The sequence below is a fragment of the Hamadaea flava genome (assembly GCF_024172085.1).
Taxonomy (GTDB): Bacteria; Actinomycetota; Actinomycetes; order Mycobacteriales; family Micromonosporaceae; genus Hamadaea; species Hamadaea flava.
The window spans coordinates 8,300,493-8,319,157 of the sequence record NZ_JAMZDZ010000001.1 but is presented as its reverse complement, the minus strand read 5'-3'; the positions used below and the strand labels follow the sequence as shown (position 1 = coordinate 8,319,157).

15 protein-coding genes are annotated in these 18,665 nt (G+C 69.7%); 5 read left to right on the top strand and 10 right to left on the bottom strand.

Annotation, left to right across the window (positions count from 1 at the left end; translation table 11 throughout):
• Positions 1-51 precede the first annotated feature (51 nt).
• Positions 52-1,206, top strand: a complete 1,155-nt coding sequence (locus tag HDA40_RS38780; protein WP_253763060.1) for an FAD-dependent oxidoreductase — start codon at positions 52-54, stop codon at positions 1,204-1,206.
• On the opposite strand, the gene HDA40_RS38775 is transcribed toward HDA40_RS38780, so the two are convergent.
• Positions 1,200-5,870 carry a hypothetical protein gene (locus tag HDA40_RS38775; RefSeq protein ID WP_253763059.1) on the bottom strand — a complete coding sequence of 1,557 codons (4,671 nt, stop codon included), beginning with the start codon at positions 5,868-5,870 and terminating at the stop codon, positions 1,200-1,202. The genes HDA40_RS38780 and HDA40_RS38775 overlap by 7 nt on opposite strands.
• 206 nt (positions 5,871-6,076) lie before the next feature.
• Here HDA40_RS38775 and HDA40_RS38770 point away from each other — a divergent pair, with 206 nt between their 5' ends.
• A complete protein-coding gene (locus HDA40_RS38770; protein WP_253763058.1) occupies positions 6,077-6,616 on the top strand; it encodes a hypothetical protein in 540 nt (179 codons plus the stop codon).
• Between the two features lie 13 nt (positions 6,617-6,629).
• Here HDA40_RS38770 and HDA40_RS38765 read toward each other — a convergent pair whose 3' ends face one another.
• From HDA40_RS38765 to HDA40_RS38755, 3 genes are all read right to left on the bottom strand, one after another.
• Positions 6,630-7,157 (bottom strand): hypothetical protein, encoded by a 528-nt coding sequence (locus tag HDA40_RS38765; RefSeq protein WP_253763057.1) that lies wholly within the window; start codon positions 7,155-7,157, stop codon positions 6,630-6,632.
• 79 nt (positions 7,158-7,236) lie between these two features.
• The gene (locus tag HDA40_RS38760) at positions 7,237-8,898 is read right to left on the bottom strand and encodes a SulP family inorganic anion transporter (RefSeq protein WP_253763056.1); all 1,662 of its coding nucleotides are present in this window, start codon (positions 8,896-8,898) and stop codon (positions 7,237-7,239) included.
• On the bottom strand, positions 8,895-10,742 hold the full coding sequence (locus HDA40_RS38755; protein WP_253763055.1) for an alkyl/aryl-sulfatase: 1,848 nt from the start codon (positions 10,740-10,742) through the stop codon (positions 8,895-8,897). The genes HDA40_RS38760 and HDA40_RS38755 overlap by 4 nt, the downstream gene beginning before the upstream one ends.
• A gap of 98 nt (positions 10,743-10,840) precedes the next feature.
• On the opposite strand from HDA40_RS38755, the gene HDA40_RS38750 reads away from it, so the two are divergent.
• On the top strand, positions 10,841-11,758 hold the full coding sequence (locus tag HDA40_RS38750; protein WP_253763054.1) for an ADP-ribosylglycohydrolase family protein: 918 nt from the start codon (positions 10,841-10,843) through the stop codon (positions 11,756-11,758).
• A 57-nt stretch (positions 11,759-11,815) separates the two neighbouring features.
• Here HDA40_RS38750 and HDA40_RS38745 read toward each other — a convergent pair whose 3' ends face one another.
• The 3 genes from HDA40_RS38745 to HDA40_RS38735 form a co-directional block, all read right to left on the bottom strand.
• Complete coding sequence (locus HDA40_RS38745) at positions 11,816-12,400, bottom strand: 3'-5' exonuclease (protein WP_253763053.1); 585 nt, start codon at positions 12,398-12,400, stop codon at positions 11,816-11,818.
• A gap of 65 nt (positions 12,401-12,465) precedes the next feature.
• On the bottom strand, positions 12,466-13,521 hold the full coding sequence (locus tag HDA40_RS38740; protein ID WP_253763052.1) for a winged helix DNA-binding domain-containing protein: 1,056 nt from the start codon (positions 13,519-13,521) through the stop codon (positions 12,466-12,468).
• Entirely contained in the window at positions 13,518-14,507 is a 990-nt protein-coding gene (locus HDA40_RS38735; RefSeq protein WP_253763051.1) for an MDR family NADP-dependent oxidoreductase, read from the bottom strand. The genes HDA40_RS38740 and HDA40_RS38735 overlap by 4 nt, the downstream gene beginning before the upstream one ends.
• Before the next feature lie 62 nt (positions 14,508-14,569).
• Between HDA40_RS38735 and HDA40_RS38730 the strand changes: the two genes are divergently transcribed.
• Entirely contained in the window at positions 14,570-15,541 is a 972-nt protein-coding gene (locus HDA40_RS38730) for a helix-turn-helix transcriptional regulator (protein WP_253763050.1), read from the top strand.
• 77 nt (positions 15,542-15,618) lie between these two features.
• Here HDA40_RS38730 and HDA40_RS38725 read toward each other — a convergent pair whose 3' ends face one another.
• Positions 15,619-16,440 carry an NAD(P)H-binding protein gene (locus HDA40_RS38725; protein ID WP_253763049.1) on the bottom strand — a complete coding sequence of 274 codons (822 nt, stop codon included), beginning with the start codon at positions 16,438-16,440 and terminating at the stop codon, positions 15,619-15,621.
• An 81-nt stretch (positions 16,441-16,521) separates the two neighbouring features.
• Between HDA40_RS38725 and HDA40_RS38720 the strand changes: the two genes are divergently transcribed.
• Positions 16,522-17,109: a TetR/AcrR family transcriptional regulator gene (locus HDA40_RS38720; protein ID WP_253763048.1), complete on the top strand. Its 588-nt coding sequence runs from the start codon at positions 16,522-16,524 to the stop codon at positions 17,107-17,109.
• On the opposite strand, the gene HDA40_RS38715 is transcribed toward HDA40_RS38720, so the two are convergent.
• Complete coding sequence (locus HDA40_RS38715) at positions 17,099-17,479, bottom strand: DUF2255 family protein (RefSeq protein ID WP_253763047.1); 381 nt, start codon at positions 17,477-17,479, stop codon at positions 17,099-17,101. The genes HDA40_RS38720 and HDA40_RS38715 overlap by 11 nt on opposite strands.
• A gap of 87 nt (positions 17,480-17,566) precedes the next feature.
• A complete protein-coding gene (locus HDA40_RS38710) occupies positions 17,567-18,568 on the bottom strand; it encodes a LacI family DNA-binding transcriptional regulator (protein WP_253763046.1) in 1,002 nt (333 codons plus the stop codon).
• Positions 18,569-18,665: the final 97 nt, after the last annotated feature.

The window sequence follows — 18,665 nt, the reverse complement described above, 5'->3', positions numbered from 1 at the left end:
GAAGCGCCGAAGCCTGGCGTCGAAGCCGCTCACGCGGCCAGAGTTACCGCCATGAAGGTGTTGATCTGTGGAGCGGGGATCGCCGGTCTGGCCACGGCGTACTGGTTGCACCGACACGGGTGGGAGCCGACGGTCGTCGAGCGGGCTCCGGCACTCCGGGACGGCGGCTACAAGGTCGATATCCGCGGGACCGCCGTGGACGTCGTCGAGCGCATGGGACTCCGGGACGCGATTCGCGACCGGGCCACCGCGATTCGAACCGCGACGCAATATGACGAACGTGGCCGAGCCGTCGCGGTGCTCGACGCGGAGCTGTTCGGCGGGCGGCACTCGGGCGACCTGGAGATCATGCGCGGCGACCTGACGCAGCTGCTGTACGAGCAGACCCGGCATCGGCTGGAGCACGTGTTCGGCACCCACGTCGTGGCCGCCGAACAGGACGACGCCCAGGTCCGCGTGGCTTTCGCGTCCGGCGAGGAGCGGGCTTTCGACTTCGTGGTCGGCGCGGACGGCGTGCACTCCGGCGCTCGGCGACTGTGTTTCGGGGACACCGTCCCGCACAGCCTCGGCCATCACATCGCCATCTACACCGTGCCGAATCACCTCGGCCTGGACCGGCAGGAGGCGGTGCACCTGGCTCCCGGCCGCACGGTCAACGTCTACAGCACCGGCGGACCGTCGGCCAAAGCGCTGTTCCTCTTCGCCGCCCCGGAATCCGACGCCGACCCCAGGACGTTCCTGGCCGACTCGGTGGCGGGGATGGGCTGGGAGGTGCCCCGCCTGATCGGGTACGCCGCCGATGCGCCCGACTTCTATCTCGACACCCTCGCGCAGGTCCGGCTGGATTCGTGGTCGAAGGGCCGGATCGCGCTCGTCGGCGACGCGGCCTTCTGCCCATCGCCCGCCTCCGGCCAGGGCACCAGCCTCGCCCTCGTCGGGGCGTACGCCCTGGCCGGTGAACTGGCCGCGAATCCGGCCGGCGGTTTCGCGGCCTATGAGGCGCAGCTGCGCGACTTCGTCGTCAAGAATCAGGCGCTGGCCGCCGGGAACCTCCGGGGCATGGTCGTGGGATCGGCGTTCGGCGTCTGGGCGCAGACCCGGATGATGAAGGTGCTGCCGCACCTGCCCGGCCATCGGGCGATCATCGGCCGGGTCGCCGACACCATCCACGAGGCGGCGACCTCCGTCACGCTCAAAGACTACTGACCGGCACGTCGCCGGATGGTGGCGCCGATCGTCAGCACGAGTCCGAGCAGGATCGCCGTCAGGCCGGCGAACGTGATCGGCAGCAACGGCGTACCGGTCTGGGCCAGGCCGCCCCCGTCTCCGCCGCCGCCGGTGCCGTCACTCGGGCTGGGCGTCGGCGGCGTCGGCGCGGGGAACGTGTTCGTCACGGTGTCGGTGATCGGATTCGCGGTGGCGTCCCACGGCACGACGACGGTGATCGGCTTGTCCTGCCCGTGATCGGACAGGGCGCCCTTGCTGTCGCTCTCGTAGATGACGCAGGTGGCGTTGGCGGAGACGTCTTTCAGCTCGAACGGATCGCCCGTGTCGAACTCGGCCGTCCCCTCCCGGATCACGATCGGGTCGCCGGTCTCCGGCGTGACGGTGCAGGTGTAGGTGAGCTCGAACGGGCCCGGCGAGCCGGTCGCGCCCGGTTCGACGACGGTCTTCTTCGTGATCTCCACATTGCCGAAGACCAGGCCGACGCCGACCTTCTGTGGCTCGACCGCGCCGAGCTGCTGATCGTTGCTGTCCCCCGCCCGCTGCCGCACGCCGGCGCGAGCGAGCTTGTGCTTGCCTGCCTTCTGATGCTGAGCCTTCTGATGCTGGGCCTTCTGACGCTGGGTCGTCCGGGCGGCCTGCTGCGTCCCGCCCGGGATGTTGATCAGTTCGGTGTGGCCGAACGAGTTCCACGCGATCGACGGGCTGACCCGATCGGCGAGGTCGGGCGGCGAGGTCATCGTCCAGACGACGTCGAACGACTTGCCCGGAGCGAGACCGGGATCGTCGAACTCGGCGTACATCTGGAAGCCGGTCGCGTCGGCCGTGAAGTCCGGCGTCCAGTCACCGGCGGCGCAGGTGGCGGGCGGGTGCAGGTCGTCGGTGCACACCGGGTCGTCCGTGGTGTAGGTGAGCGTGGCGGGGATCGGGTCTCCGTCGCCGACCGGGACGACGCTCGGCGCGGCGACCAGCTGCGGGGCCACGTCCCACATCGTGCCGCGGTCGGCGGGGTCGATGACGCCGGTGTCGCCCGGCTTCGGCAGCACGTCCACCACGCGAGAGTCCCGGGCCGGAAAAGTGCCGTTGTTGATCAGCCGGGCCAGGTAGTTGTGGTTCTCGCCCGGGTAGGTCAACGCGACGCACGGGTAGCGGGTGAACTGGACGCCCTCCCGGAGCAGGTGCGGGCACTGTGGATCGTCCAGGGCGACGTACTCCTTGGTGCTGGTGTCGTACAGCCCGAGATCGGGGTTGCCCGCGACCCACTTGACGGCGCGGAACGAGGATCCCGCCGTCGTCGTCAGGTCGGCGCTGGCGGTGCAGTTGGAACCGGCCAGGAACGGGTCGCCGGTGACCTGCCCGTCGGGCGGGCTGTCGCTGCAATCGAACTCGTCGGTGCTGGACGAACCGGCGCCCATCGTGTTGGTCACCGACTCATCGGCGGAGGCGCCCGCCGCCATGCGTACGCCGATCCGGATGACCAGGACGCTCGACGGGGCGAACAGGCCGGGGAACTTCCACACCAGGCGCGTGACCCGGCCGGTGTCGTCGGTCTCGGCGGTGAACTCCTCCGGCCCGGGCGGTTGGGTGCCGTCGGGGACGTCGAACTGCTGGATGGCGTACGGCTGGCCGTTGACCCCGGCGTCGTCGAACTCCAGCCAGGCCGGGATGGGGTCGGACACTTCGAGGTCGGGCAGCGCGGCGGTGCCGGTGCTCTTGACGGTCAGATCGAGGAAACCGGTCTGACCGGGGGCCAGGCTGGCCGACCCGACGACCGCCTTGTCCACGTCGATCGCCGGGCGGCCCTCGGTCACGGCCAGGTCGGCGGTCACCGGCGGGATGTCGAACGGTCCGCCGAGGCTGGTCCGCGCCTCACCGCTGCCGTCGGCGGTGTCGGTGTAGGTGCCGAGCACCGGATCGCCGGTCTCGCGATCGGTCGCCCGAGGCGTGACGGTGAAGCACACCGACGCCTGTACGCACGGCCCGCTCGACGGGAAGTTCGTGCCGGGCAACAGGTTGAAGCCATCGTGCGCCGGATCGGAGGACGTGAAGGTCACCCGGATGCCCTGGACGTCCCCGGCCGCCACTCCGCCCGGCAAGGGGGGCGGGTTCGCCGCGGTGGGCGTACCGGTGATCCAGGTTCCGTCGGCACAGCCGGTCGTGCACACGTCGAACTGGACGCGATCAGCCCCGGGCGGGAACGACACGCCCTGCATGGCGACGAAGTCGAACGAGCGGAAGAAGTCCGAGCCGGCGCCGTCGTCGTCGAAGTCGGTGATGGTCAACGACTTCAGGTGCGTGTTGCCGGTGTCGGCAATACGCAGTTTCACCGTGGCCAGCTGTGGATCCAGGCCAGGTGTCGGCCGGGGCAGGTCGCCCGGCTCGATGAACTTCTGCAGGCTGGCCGCGCTGTTCGGCGGCGAGGTGACGACGTTCGGCGCGCAGGCGCTCGAGTCCTCGACGCTGCCGTTGATCGCCGGGCCGCCGCCGGCCAGCACCAGGTAGCACTGGCTGACGGTGACGCCGTCGGCGACGCCGTCGCGGCGTTCGACCTCGATGGTGAGGTTGCAGTCCGCTCCGGCCGGCAATGGATCGGCCCGGACGAAGAACCCGCGCGCCGCGTCGAGCTGTTCAGGAGTGGCCGTGGCGTAGGGCACCTGAGTGGGAGAATTCGGGGCGTTGGGAATCAACAACACGATGTCGGCCGGGTCGGTCGGGCAGGACCCGGTGATCGAATTGATCTTCGCCACCGAGAACGGCTGGCTGTCGTTGGTGAGGTTCTCGACGTCCACCGGGTCGACCAGGACGAAGTCGTTGAGGTCGTTGCCGTCGTTGTGGAAGTTGATCGTGTAGTCGATCGGCGTGTCTTCCGGCAGCTCCTGCTGGCTCACGGACTTGGTGCCCGGCCCGGACGGCCGCCCGCCGGTCGTCACCGTCAAGTCGCCGCAGGCGGTCCCGGTCGCCGAGGTCGACCCGTTGCCGGTGTTGACCGCGTTGGCGTCGGCACAGTTGGTGAACGGCGAGTCGGCCGGCACGGCGTTGTCGTCGAGCGTGCCGTGGAAATCCAGGCCCGCGGTCGCGTTCGGATCGATCGCGGCGGCCCCCGGCGGGCTCGCGTACACGGCCTCGATCGAGGAGACCTTCATGTCCGGGTCGTCGGGACCGCCGGCCGGGCAGGTGAAGTCGGCCGGGCGGTTCAGCTCGACCGTCGCGGGCGGGTTGGTCAGGTCCTTGGTGACAGTCGACCCGTCGGCGCAGGTGATCGTCACGTGCGCCGTCACGGCGCCGTCCGGGAACCGCAGCCGGATCTGCGTCAGGTTGGTGACGCTCAACCCGCTCTGCGGGTCGGAGACGGACGGCTCGCGGACGGTCATCGTCTCGACCGGGAACGGCGAGGTGTTCGTCGCGGTGACGACCGCCGACACCGGCCAGCGCCGCTGTGCGGGCGCGCTCGGCGGGTTGTCGGCCACGTAGTCGCCGTCCTGGTCGGCGAACCAGCTCTTGGACACGTCGACCTTGGCGATGTTCGGCACGATCTGGTAGGTGTCGCTCGCCGGGTCGCCGTTCGTGGTGCCGTCGGCGTTGGTGACCGACGGGGTGGCCGAGTCGGTGATCGTCTGCGTCTGGGTGGGCTCGATCGTGCTGCCGTCGACTCGCTCGTTGTCGCGCAGCTTCAGGGTGAACGCGACGCTGCCCGAGGCGACGTTCGGGATCGGGTCGCCGGTCGAACTGGAGAACACGAACTGGACTCCGGTCACCGTGGACAGATCCACGCCCGGGTCGGCCTGGATGGGTGAACCGGTCTGCACGGCGCCGTCGGTCCACGCGCCGCAGGCTTGGGCGTACGGGAGGGTGCAGTAGCGGATCTGGACCTGGTCGGCGCCGTCGGGATAGGTCACCGCGCCGAAGCCGGTCAGGTCGAAGTAGTTCCAGGGGTCGGTGGCCGGGTCCTCGTTCGTCTGGTCGGTCAGCGTCATGCTGGTCACGTCGGCGGCACCGGTCGAGCTGTTCGTGATGCCGAGGGTGACGGTGCTTTCCTCGCCGGACTGGGCCAGCGCCGATCCGTCGGCCCAATCCTTGGTCGCCTTCACGTCCACGTTCACCGGCACGTGCACCTTCACGTCGGCGTCGTCGCTGGCCGTCGGGGCGTTGTCCGCGGTGACCGTCGCGATGTTCGGTACCACTGTCCCGTCTGGAACCTCGGTGTCCGCAGGCAAGGTCATGCCGATCTGGACCGAGGACGAGTTGCCCGCGGGGATGGACGGGATGGTGACGGTCAGTTCGCGGGTCGTGGCGTCGTAGGTGTAGGTGTACTGCGGAACCCCGGGGAACACCGTGCCGCCCGCCGGATCGGTGTCCGGCCCACCCGACCACCTGTACGTGCCGGGCACGATGTTCGCCGTGAACTGTTCCGGCAGCGTGTCGGTGACCGTGACGTTCTCGCAGTCCTCCGCGAGCGATGTGCAGTCGACGCGGATGACGTAATTGAACGTGCCGCCCGGTTCGACGCCGTCCGTGGGCACTCCGGTCGCCGACTTGTCGATCCCGATGACCGCCGCGAAGGCCGGGGCCGCGGGGACGACGACGCCGCCGATCGCCAGCGTCAGCGCGGCGAACGCCGCCGCCGCTCGACCGAGCCCAGTGGACACTCGTGCCACGGAAACCCCCATGTGCCCCGAATACTCCTAATACACCTTTGAGGATCATTGCCGACATTTCAGCTACTGTCGGTAGCGACACGGATTCGGACCGCAACTTTCCGGATTTCGGCATACAGCCTGCCACCGTCGACGCCTTGACCCGTCGGCATCGACGGAGATTAGTGTCGAAGACATCGACGAAAGGGCCTTGGCTCATGAAACGTCTACTGAGAACCGCTGTCGCCACCTTGCTCGCCGGCACCGCGGCGGTCTTCTTCCTGGCCGCACCGGCCAGCGCCGGCGTCCTCGACGTCACCTGCACGCCGCCCTCGAGCAACCTCAACCAGTACGACCCGCCGCTCACGCTGACCCCGCAGAGCGTGACCGTGTCCACCACGGCGCTCTACGGCCCATGCGTCTCGGCGTCTCATCCGTCGATCACGTCCGGGACGCGTACCGCCTCGGTCGCCACCACCAGCAGCTGCGCCGACCTGCTCGGACCCGGCTCCATCACCTACACGATCACCTGGAACACCGGACAGACCACGACTATCAGCAGCACCTTCACCCGGGTCGTGGCCGGCGCCGTCTACACGGTCGCGGCCACTGGAGTCGTGACGTCCGGCCTGTTCGCCGGGGACACGGTGGTCACCAACTTCACCGGACCAGCCACCGACATCACCCTGTGCACCCTCGGCCTGGGCTCGGTGAGCTCGATCAGCACCCTCGGGACGCTGGAGATCACCTCACTCTAGGACGCGTACGCGGTCAGGTGATGGTCACCGTCAGCGTGCCGGTCTGCTGCGCGACGCTGGAACCGAGGCAGCTCAGCACGTCCAGATCGGGATAGGCCGCGACCCGCTCCGACAGCGCGCCTTCGGCGTACCCGTCGGTGACGGTGCCGGTCGAGGTGACGATGAGCTGGTTGGCGGCGTGCACCACCGTGGTGACCGGATAGGTGATCGTGCTGGTGCCGCCGCCGTTCCAGTGATACGTCACGACGTTCTCGACCAGGGTGTCGCCGAGCCCCTGGGCCAGGCAGCCGACCTGCTGGACGAAGGTGGTGTCGGCCGCGCCCCCGGTGAACGGACCGGTGCACGCGCCGCCGCCGGTGCTGCCGAGCCGCTCGGCCACCTGTTGCGTGGTCTGCTGGGGCAGCGGCCCGAGCGGTGGCGAGTAGTGGACGGTCACGGATCCGGTGCAGACGATCAGGTCATCGGCCTGGGCGGCGGACGGGGCGGCCACGACCGCCGTCGTCAGCACCAGCGCACTCACTAGCCGGGCGATACGCGCCATCACGGCCGCCTTCCCTCACCGGATCGGTGGGTCGAGCGTAAACCGCACGGTACGCGCATTTGAATACCTCTTGCCCGATCTACCCCGATCGGGTGGTGGCCAGCCATCGGGTGCCGGCGTCCACAGCTTCCTCCAGCGCGTGGAAGACGGTGTTGTCGGCGGCGAAGATGCTGTCAGGGCCGAGGGTCTCGGCGAACCGCGTCTCCCGCAGCGTACGCGCCAGGACCGGGCTGACCCCGGCGAGCAGGAGCCGTCCGCCGACCTCGCGCAGGTCCTTGGCATGCCGGTCGAGCACCGTCATCATCGTGGCCGACGGGATGTCCGCGACCTCCCGCATGGACAGGACCAGCACCGGGGATCGCGCGGAGGCGACGTCCGGCCACTGCTGGTCGATCCGGGGCAGTTCGGCGAAGAGGCTGACGCCGCCGTAGTGCAGCACGGTGACCTCGTGACTGGGCAGCTGTGCGGGCACCTCGGCGGTCTGCCACTTCCCGTCGGGCTGCCGGACCAGGGCCACCAGCCGGGCCTGGCGGGCGGCCTGCACGCAGTACAGCAGCAGGGACAGCACCGCGCCGAGGATGATGGCCTGCTGCAACGGCAGGCCGGTGGTCGCGAGGAAGGTGACGGCCATCGCGGCGGTGGACAGCTTCGACGTACGCCACACCAGCGCCACGTCGCGCCGGCGGCCGTAGATGATCTCCGCGCCGACGACCATGATGAGCCCGCCTATGACGGGCATCGGGATGTGCTCCGCCAACGGTGCGAAGGCGAGCACGATCAACGCCAGCCACACCCCGGAGAAGATCCCGGACCAGCGGGTCTGCGCACCGGCCGAGACCGACACCCCGGTCCGGGACAGCGAACCGCCGACCGGCAGCGACTGGAACAGTCCACCCGCGACATTGGCCAGGCCCTGACTGATGAAGTCGCTGTTGGTGTCGGTACGCGACCGGTCGGGGTTCGGCACGGTCGGCCCGATGCTGGCCGCCTGAGCCAACGCGACCAGGGCGATCGCGACCGATCCCCCGGCCAACGCGGGCATGCTGCCCCAGTCCGGCAGCGTGAGCTTCGGCAACGCCGACGGGATGTCCGCGATGTCGGACACCAGCTCGACATGGGTGCCGAGAATCGCCACCACCGCACTCACCACCACCATCGCGGCGAGGAGGGCAACGGTCCGCAGACGGCGTACCGCATGAGCCACGGCCCAGACCACGACGGTGCCGGCGCTGACCGCGACGGCCGCGCCCTGCCAGGAACCGATGTGCGCGAGTGAATTCCCCAACTGGACCAGCTTGTTGCCGCCCTGGGGCTGGTAGCCGGTGGCGTCCTTCAGGACGCCGACGATGATCTGCACCGCGATGCCGATGGAGAAGCCGGTCATCACCGCGTGCGAGACGAAGTTGAGAACCACACCCAGTCGCAGTACGCCCAGCAGCAGCATCACCACGCCGGTCAGCACGGCCAACGCGGCGATGTTGCCGGTGGTGAAGTCGAGCTTCGCGTTCGTGAACACGCTGTTGGCGGTCAGCGCGACCGCACTGGTCAGCGTGGTCACCATGAGGACCGTGCGCGCCGTCAGCGAGCCGACGATCGCCGGCACCACTCCGGCGAACAGCCCGGCGATGGGGTTGAAGCCCGCGATGGACGCGTAGGCCATGCCCTCGGGGATGCTGAACAGCCCGGTCACCAGTCCCGCGGCCGCGTCCGCCCAGCGTGGCCGGCCCAGGCGCAGGTTCACGGCTCGATGATGTTGAAGTTCGGATCGCCCGGGTCCAGCACGCCCATCAGCTGCTGCAGAACCGCGGTGTCGCCGTCGAGCGCCAGCCCGTTCGCCTTGGCCTTCGCAAGGTCGCCGAGCGCGAGGTACGGCAGCGCGGACCGGGGAACGGTCGCGGTGAGGCCGACGTCGCCCTGACCGTCCTGCACATAGGAGAAGACACCGTTGCGAAGCGTGGTGCGGAACGACTTGCCGTGGTCGGGGAACCGCCAGCCCACGGCCAAGTCGAGATCCCACGCCTTCGGGCCGTCGACCTGTACCGCGAGGGCGTCGAAGAACATCTCCGGCGGCAGTTCGGCCAGCACATCGGGGGCGTTGGTCTCGGTCGGCGTACCGAAGTTGCCCTGCCGCAGCTCATAGGCGCCGGACAGGTAGACGTTGCGCCAGGTGCCGTTCTCGACGCCGAAGCCGAGCCGCTCCAGGACGTCTGCCAGCAGCGTACGCGCGGGCTTGTGGTCCGGCTCGGCGAACACGACGTGATCGAGCACCTGCGCCGCCCAGCGCAGGTCGCCGCTGTCGGCCGAGGCGCTGGCCTTCTCGACGACCACGTCCGCGCCGCCCATGAAGTCGACGTACCGGCTGGCGGCCTCCTGCGGCGGATGCTGCCACAGCCGGGCCGGGTTGCCGTCGTACCAGCCCATGTAGCGCTGATAGATCGCCTTGACGTTGTGGCTGACCGACCCGTAGTAACCGTGGGTGTGCCACGCCTTCTGCAGCTCCGGGGGCATCTGCGCCTGCATCAGCTCGGCGATCTCGATCCCGGTCAACCCCTTGTTGATCATCCGGACGGTCTGGTCGTGCAGGTACGCGTACAGGTCGCGCTGAAGACTGAGGAACTCCACGACGTTGTCCGCGCCCCAGGTCGGCCAGTGGTGCGAGGCGAACACCACGTCGACCTGCCCGGCGAACAACTCGATCGCCTCGGTGAGATACCGGGCCCAGGCGTGCGGATCGCGTACCACCGCGCCGCGCAAGGTGAGCAGGTTGTGCAGCGTGTGCGTCGCGTTCTCCGCCATGCACAACGCCCGCCGGTCCGGGAACAGGAAGTGCATCTCCGCCGGCGCCTCGGTGCCCGGAGCCAGCTGGAACACCATCCGCACCCCGTCGACGGTCAACGCCTGGCCGGTCTCGGTGATGTCGACCGTCGGCTTGATCAGGGTGACCAGCCCGGTCGAGGTCGTCTGACCCAGTCCTGCGCCGACCTGACCCTGCGGGCCACGCGGGAGCGCCGCCCCGTACATGTAGCCCGCCCGGCGAGCCATCGCCGTGCCCGCGTACACATTCTCGGAGATCGCATGCTCGAGGAAGCCCTCCGGCGCGATGATCGGCACCCGCCCGGACGCCACGTCCTCCTCGGTCACGACGCCCTTGACGCCGCCGAAGTGGTCGACGTGACTGTGCGTGTAGATGACTCCGGTGACCGGCCGCTCGCCCCGGTTGGCCCGGTACAACGCCAGCGCCGCCGCGGCCGTCTCCACGGAGATCAGCGGGTCGATCACGATGACGCCGGTCTCGCCCTCGACGAACGAGATGTTCGACAGGTCCAGGCCGCGTACCTGGTAAATGCCCTCGGTGACCTCGAACAGGCCCTGCTTGGCGACCAACGTCGACTGCCGCCACAGGCTCGGATGGACGGTCTCGGCCGCGTCCCCGGTCAGAAACGACGTGTACGCGTCGTTGTCCCACACGACCTCGCCACGGTCGTTCCGCACGATCGCCGGATCGAGGGCGGCGATCAGGCCCCTGTCGGCGTCGTCGAAGTCCCGGCGGTCGGCGTACGCGAAGATCATCTCACCCGTCGTCATTGCCCAAGGGTATTCGCGGCGTTTGTCCGGTGTGAGGGTATTCCGGAATCGGCTCAGCTTTGCCCGGCCGCGCTCGCCGGGCCAAGATTGTCCGCAGCATGAGAGTTGTCCTACAGGAGAGCACGCGGCTGGGTTACGCCGCGGACAGTCTGGCCGGCCTGTCGGTCGGTGACGCGCTGGGAGCGCAATACTTCATGGTCGGCCGCCGGGTCGACGATCTACTGAGCGGAATTGTTCCGCCGCCGGTCTGGGAGTGGACCGACGACACCGAGATGGCCTGCTCGGTCTACTGGCTACTGCTCGAGAAGCAGTCGATCGACCAGGACCTGCTGGCCGAGGTCTTCGCCGAACGCTGCGAACCGAATCGCGGCTACGGCGTCGGCGCCTTCGTGATCCTGCACGGTATCCGGCAGGGCGTACCGTGGCGGGACGCCGCCGCTGCGGCCTTCAACGGCGAAGGCTCGTGCGGTAACGGGGCCGCGATGCGCGTCGCGCCGCTCGGTGCGTACCACGTGGGTGAGCCGGAGCGCGCCGCCGCCCAGGCCGCGTTGTCCGCGCAAGTCACCCACGCGCACGCCGAGGGGGTGGCCGGGGCCGTCGCGGTCGCGGTGGCGGCGAGTCTCGCGGCCGCAGGTCGAATCTCAGGGGTACGCCCAAAGCCGGGCCCGTTCCTGGACGCGGTGCTGGCGCGAACCCCGGAAAGCACCGTACGCAAAGGAATCGCGCGAGCAAGGCGCGCCCTGCACCTGCCGCCCGACGAGGTCGCCTACGAGCTCGGCAATGGCAGCCTTGTCACCGCGCAGGACACGGTGCCGTTCACGATGTGGGCGGCGGCCAAGCACCTCGACGACTACCCCGAGGCGATCCGCACCTGCGTACGCGTCGGCGGCGACATCGACACCACAGCCGCGATCGTCGGCGGCGTCGTCGCCTCGTACACCGGCGTGGACGGCGTCCCGGCGGCCTGGCTGACGGCGCGGGAACCACTGCCGACCTGGCTGAACGAGACCGTCTGACGCTTTCATGATCATGGTCAATTCTGTGTTGCCATGGCAACACAGAATTGACCATGATCAAGACGTGGGCACCGGTGGGGTGGTGATCGGGTGGCCGAGGCGGGCCAGCTCCAGCACCAGCGCGCCGATGTTCCAGGCGTCGTCGTCGCCCCGGTGATGGCGGCCCTCCAGCGGCAGGCCGGCCTGGGCGAGCGCCTGGCTCATGCCGATCCCGCGCCGTAGCCCGAAGGCGTCGGCGAAGTGTTGCTTGATGTTGATGTGGCGACTGCCGAACGGGTACGCGGCCCCGCCCGGACCGCATTGACGCTCGAACTGACGGCGGTCGTATTCGCCCCAGCTGGCCCAGGTGCGGAAGCGGCCCCGCAGGTCGCCGGCGAGCTGGGCGCACGCCGCCGAGAAGTCGAGGCCGCCGTCCACCTCGGACTGGGTGAGCCCGGTCAGCTCGGTGCAGAACGAGCTGACCCGGGATCGGCGGGGACGCACGAGAATGCGAAAGCGCTCCGTACGCCGCCACTCCGTGGTATCGACGACGCAGACGCCGATCTCGATGATCTCGCTCGACTCCCCGGCCGGCGGCCGGTCGGCCCAGCAGGTCGCCTCGACGTCGACGACGTTGACGAATCTTCCGAAGGCCTCCTCCACGACAACGGAAGATAGGCGCCCGAAACAGTGCCCGGCAACCGATATCGGCGGACGAGAGGCTCGCATCAGGCGATGGCGTCGGCTCGGGTCAGAAAGGACAGCAGCCCCTCGATCTCCTCGTCGAGGGCATGCCGTTCGGATGCGGTGAGCGGCCGGAAGAGGTCGAGCCGGATGGCTCCATCGGTGAAGGCCCAGGTTCCGCAGACGAAGCCGTCGGCTAGGACGGTCGGGCGTACTCGGGCCTGCCCTGGCATGACATGCCGGCGATCGGCGTCGCTGATGACCCGGGTCCGGTCGGCATGGCCGAGCAACAGGTTGTCGTACGCGGGCAGGAGCCGCACCGGTGCAGGCGTGTCCGCGTCCGGCAGCTCGGCGTCGGCCAGGTCGTACAGGGTCTGACCGTCGGGTCCGGTGTGCCGGCGCAGGTCGGCCATCCCCGCGATGGCCTCGCCCAGCCGGGTCAGCCCGCTCCAGGCTTGGACGTCGGCGGCGGTCGCCGGGCCGAAGGCGGCCAGGTAACGCCGGATCAGCTCTGGCATCGGCAGGGCGTCACCGGTTGGGAAGGCCGTCACGGCGATGGAGGTCCGGCTGGCCCAGCTGCCCCAGGCCGCGGTCGCCAGATCGTGGACCAGCGGTACGCGAAGCTCGTATTCGCCGGCCAGGATCCGGCCGTCGCAGCCGGGGTGCCGGGTCGCGAGCTGCCGGGCGAGTTCTCGACGCGCGACGGTCCCGGTGCCTATCAGGGCATGTCCGTCGGTCACCAGGACGTCGGTGGTCAGGCCGTTCCGATTACGCCGGAAGTAGGCCGAGCCGGCAGTGCGGTCGAGCACCGGTTGCACGAGGGGCCGCAGCCGACGGAAGTCGTCGGCTGCGGCGAGGTGCTGGGTGCTGCGCAACAGGCCCGATCGGACCACCTGCCGGTCGGCCAGCAGCGTGGTCAGATCGGCCGGGACGAACCCGTCGATCCGGCTCCACAGGCCGACGTAGGGCCAGTTCGATTCCTGGGCCTGGAGCGCGACCAGTCGCCGGATCACGTCGAGCGCAGGCTGACCGGTACGGTCCAGCAGGTGCTGGCGATGCAGCAACGCCCGATTCAGAGCGCGGTGGGACAGCTGCGTCATGGCAGGCGTACCGAGACGTTGCCGCGGTATTCGCCGCGCAGCAGGGCCAGGAACGCGTCGGGCACTCCGTCGATGTCTGCCTCCACGGTGGTCTGCGGGTAGGTGAAGGAGCCCTGGTCGAGCCAGCTGCGGAAGTGGGTGTGCCAGGCCGCGATCTGATCCGGCGTGTGGTAGCAGGAGAAGGGCATCAGCTCGATTTCCTTCGCCAGCGCGGCAGCGCGGTCGGGCTCCGGAAAACGCTCAGCCGCATCGCCCAGCTGCGTGGACAACGAGCCGCACAACGCGAACCGCGCACCGGGGCGGGCGACCTCCAACGCCGCGTCGTAGAGCGCGCCGCCGACGGTGTCGAAGAAGACCGTGATGCCTTCGGGAGCCAGTTCCCGTAGCGCCGCGACCGGGTCCTCGTGGTAGTCGAAGGCGGCGTCGAAGCCCAGCTCGCTCACCAGATAGTCGACCTTGGACCGGCTGCCGGCGCTCCCGATCACCTTGGCCGCGCCGAGGTTGCGCGCGATCTGGCCCGCGAGGGAGCCGACGCCGCCGGCGGCGCCGGAGACGAACACGACGTCGTCCGGGCCGACCTTGGCCACGTCCGCGATTCCGTAGTAGGCCGTCGGGCCCTGGGCGAGGTGGAAACTCGGCTCGGCGTACGCGTCCCGGTCCAGCTTGACGTAGGACGCGGCCGGGCCGGCCGAGTGCGTACTCCAGCCGCTCATCGACTGGACCAGGTCACCGGGCTGCAGCGCCGAGCTGTCCGACCGCAGCACGGTGCCGATGGCGGTCACGCCGACGCGCTGACCGGGCTGCCAACCCGGGATCGGCAGGTGGCAGTCGGCTCGCATGAGTTCCAGGTAGGTAGCGGCCAGACCGAGATAGTCGGTACGCACGACGACTTCGGCGTCGCCGAGTTCGGTCTCCACGACCGTGAAGTCCCCGCGCTGGGGGTAGCCGGTGATCTGGGCGGTCAGCTGAATCTCACGAGTGATCATGCTGTCGAGCCTAAGCGGGCTTCCGGCCAGTTTTTGACCGGAAGTCGTGGCAAGATCGCGACATGGCCAACACCAGCTCCCGTACGCTTCGCCTGCTCTCGTTGTTGCAGACCCATCGCCACTGGGCCGGCGTCGAGCTGGCCGATCGCCTCGGCATCTCGGAGCGCACCCTGCGCCGCGACGTCGACCGGCTCCGCGACCTCGGCTACCCGGTGCAGGCGTCGCGTGGCACCGACGGGGGTTACCAGCTCGCGCCCGGCGCGGTCCTGCCGCCGCTGCTGCTCGACGACGAGGAAGCGGTGGCCCTAGCAGTCGGCATGGGCGACGCCGCCCAGAGCGGGATCGCCGGCATCGAGGAGGCGGCCGTACGCGCGCTGACCAAAGTGGTGCAAGTGCTGCCGCCCCGACTGCGTACGCGGGTGAACGCGCTGCGTGCGATGACGGTCTCCCCCAGCTCGTCCGGACCGGTCGTGCCGGCCGAGGTGCTGACGCTCATCGCGCAGGCATGCCGGGACGAGGAGCGACTGCGTTTCCGGTACACCGCCCGAGGCGGGCCCGACACCGACCGCGAGGTCGAACCCCATCGCGTCGTTGCCCTGGGCGGCCGCTGGTACCTGGTCGCCTACGACCTGACCCGCCACGACTGGCGCAGCTTCCGCCTCGACCGGCTCGCCGAGCCTCATCGCACCGGCGCCCGATTCCGCCCCCGTCCGCTGCCCGCCGACGACCCAGCCGCCTTCGTCCGCGCCGCCTCCGGCGCGCCGGCCCCGCACACCGTCACCGCCTACGTCCACGCCTCCGCCGACCACGTACGCCGCATCGTCGGCCAGTGGGGCACGATCGAGCCCGTCAATGCCGGGCACTGCCGCCTCACCATGGTCTCCACCAGCCTCGACTGGCCGACCCAGGCACTGGGCAACGTCGGTGCGGACTTCGACATTCTCGGCCCGCCCGAGTTCGCCGACCATCTGCGCGACTGGGGCACCCGCTTCCTTCGCGCCGCCCAGCAGATGCAGCCGCGCGCAACCTCATGATCAGGGTCATTTTCGCGTCGCCAAGCGCGCCATAGCGACATGGAAATGACCCTGATCACGGCAGGACCGCAGCAACTTCAGCGGAACGCCGGTGCGTTGCGGCGCGCCCATTCGGCGAACGGCGTACCGGGGCGGCCGAGGATGCGCTCCACGTCGGGACTGATCTGCTGCTCCTCGGCGGTCGGCGTACCGAGGATGGCGAGTGTGCCTTCGGCCACCGGCGCGGGCATGAACTGCGTCATCTGCGCGTACGCCTCGTCGCGGGCCTGTTCGACGAACCGGATCGGCTCGCCGAGCGCGGCCTCGATGGCAGCGGCCCGTTGGCGGGGCGTGGTGAGTGCCGGTCCGGTCAGCACATAGGTCTGTCCTTTGTGTGCGTCCGAGGTCAGCACGGCCGCAGCGGTCGCGGCGACGTCGTCCGGGTCGATGAAGGGCAGGCCGACGTCGCCGAACGGGGAGGGAGCGACCCGGGCCGTCTTGATCGGCTGCACCCAGGCGTACGCGTTGGACGCGAGCCCGCCCGAACGCAGGACGGTCCAGTCGAGCCCCGATCCGGTCACCGCGTCCTCGAAGCGCGCCGCGTGGGCGTACGCGTCCGGCCGGGTGCCCGCGCCCTGCGACGAGAGCAGCACGATCCGGTGTACGCCCGCCGCACGGGCCTCGGCGACGATGCCGTCCGGATCGTCCCCCGCGACCAGGAGGAACAGTGCGTCCGCGCCGTCGAGGGCGGGCCGCAGGCTCGCCGGGTCGGCCAGGTCGGCCGCCACCGCGCGTACGCCCGCCGGCACTTCGGAAGGCTCGATGCCGCGCGAAACGGCGGTGACGGCATGGCCGGACGAGGAGACCAGGCGGACGAGGGTGCGGCCGACGTTGCCGGTGGCTCCGGTGATGACGATCATGGCGTGCTCCTAAGTTAGTTGGCTGACTCACTTGAGGGTGACGCTATCAACGCCGCCGGGCGGCGCGATACGATAAGTGAGATGGCTAACTCAGAACTGCCGCAGGCGCGATCGTCTGCTAAACGCCGCCGCTTGTCCGCCGCTGCCGCGCAGGTGCTGCACCAGCGCGGGGTCGAGCGCACCACGATCGCCGACATCGCCCGGGCCGCCGACGTGCCGGTGGGGAACGTCTACTACTACTTCAAGACCAAGGACGACCTGGTCCACGCGGCCCTGGCCGAGCAGGCGCAGTCGCTCGCCGAGCTGACCGCCGTCCTGGAGCAGGGCCCCGATCCGATCGACCGCCTCCACGGGCTGGTCGACGCCTGGGTCGGCCAGCGCGACGTCGCGGCCCGCTACGGCTGCCCGACCGGCTCACTGGCCACCGACGTCGGCAAGCGCGACGACGGCGACCTCGACGCCGAAGCCGGGCGGGTGATGCGGCTGTCACTCGATTGGTGCGAGAGGCAGCTCATCGAGGCGCGCGTGCCCGACGCGGCCGACCACGCGCTCACCCTCGTCTCGGCGTACCAGGGCATGAGCGTGATGGCCAACGCGTTGCGTGACCCGGAGGTCATGACCCGCGAGGGCGCGCGGCTGAACCGCTGGCTGGAGTCGCTCAGGCCGTAGGCACCAGGCGGATGGTCGCGGCCCGCGAGTCCGGATTCACCACGCCCCCCACGATGTTCGCGCCATACCGGCCATATTTCGACGTGTACGCCTTGTCGATGCGGTCGTTGAGCGCCTTGCCGTCGTCCACGACGAACGAGACGTCCCGGTCGACGCCGCCGGAGCGGATGTGCCCGGCGTCGCGGACCTGCGTGCCCCGGAACCATTTCCCGGCGCGGCCGTGCATCGAGCGCACGTAGAGATCGTCGCCGTCCCGGACGACCCACATCGTCACCGGGTCCCGCAGCGTTCCGTCCCTCCGCTGGGACGCCAGCTCCAACTCGTCGGTGTGGTCGATCCGGTCCAGCTCTTCGGCCGTCCATCCAGACATCGCATCCTCCTCGTGTACTGAGGTCTGCGTACCACGCGGCAGGCCGCCACGCGCTCGTTCGCCGGATTCTCGTGGCGATCGAGCGCGTCAGACCAGCGGCCGGCAGCTCGCCCGGACCACCAGCTCGGTGGGCAGCCGGACGTGAATGTCGCGCTCGACGCCCGCGATCAGGTCCACGAGCAGGCGCAACGCCTCGGCCCCCATCTGCTGGAGCGGCTGCTTGATGGTGGTCAGCGGCGGTGAGGCCATCGCGGACTCGGGCACGTTGTCGAACCCGATGACCGACAGGTCATCCGGGACGGACAGGCCGAGGCTGTTGGCCGCGGTCACCGTGGCGATCGCGGACAGGTCGTTCGCGGCGAACACCGCCGTCGGCCGGTTCGCCTGGCTGAGCAGCTCCCGGGCGGGGCCTTCGGCCGTCTCGGTCCGGTAGCCGCCGACGCGGACCAGCGTCTCGTCCACAGTGACCCCGGCGGCCGCCATCGCTTGCCGGAAGCCGACCTCCCGCAGCCGGGCGGATTCGAGATCGGGCCGGCCGCCGATGAAGCCGATCCGGCGGTGGCCGAGGTCGAGCAGGTAGTTGGTCGCGAGCTGGGCTCCGGCGAAGTTGTCGGAGTCGATCGTCGGCATGCCGGACGGCCCCGTGTGCGGGTCGATGGCCACGACGTGCACGCCCTGCTTGGCTTCCAGGACGGTGGGCGTGACCAGGATGGCGCCGTCGATGAGCGTCCCGGACAGCCGGGCGAGCGATCGCCGTTCCCAGCCGACCTTCGACCCGCGCGTCCCGGCGGCGTACGCCAGCAGCTCGTAGTCGGTCTGGTCGGCCGCGGCCGACGCGCCCTTGAGCAGCTCGGTGGAGAACGGTTCGAACTCCGCCACCAGGATGCCCAGGACGTGGGTGCGATGGCTGCGCAGGCTTTGCGCACCGAGGCTCGCCTCGTAGCCCAGCATCTCGATGACCTGCTGCACCCGGTCGACGGTCGACTGCGAGACGCCCCAGCGTCCGTTGACGACCTTCGAGACGGTTGCCACCGAGACGCCGGCCGTTCGGGCGACGTCCGACATCTTCACGCGCTGGCGGATCTCCACGCAAGGGATCATAGTTGGCCGCGCCCGTTGAGAAAACGTTATCGACATCGATTGACAGTCCGTTACGGGACTGTAAAACTCTTGCCCACATGAGCGC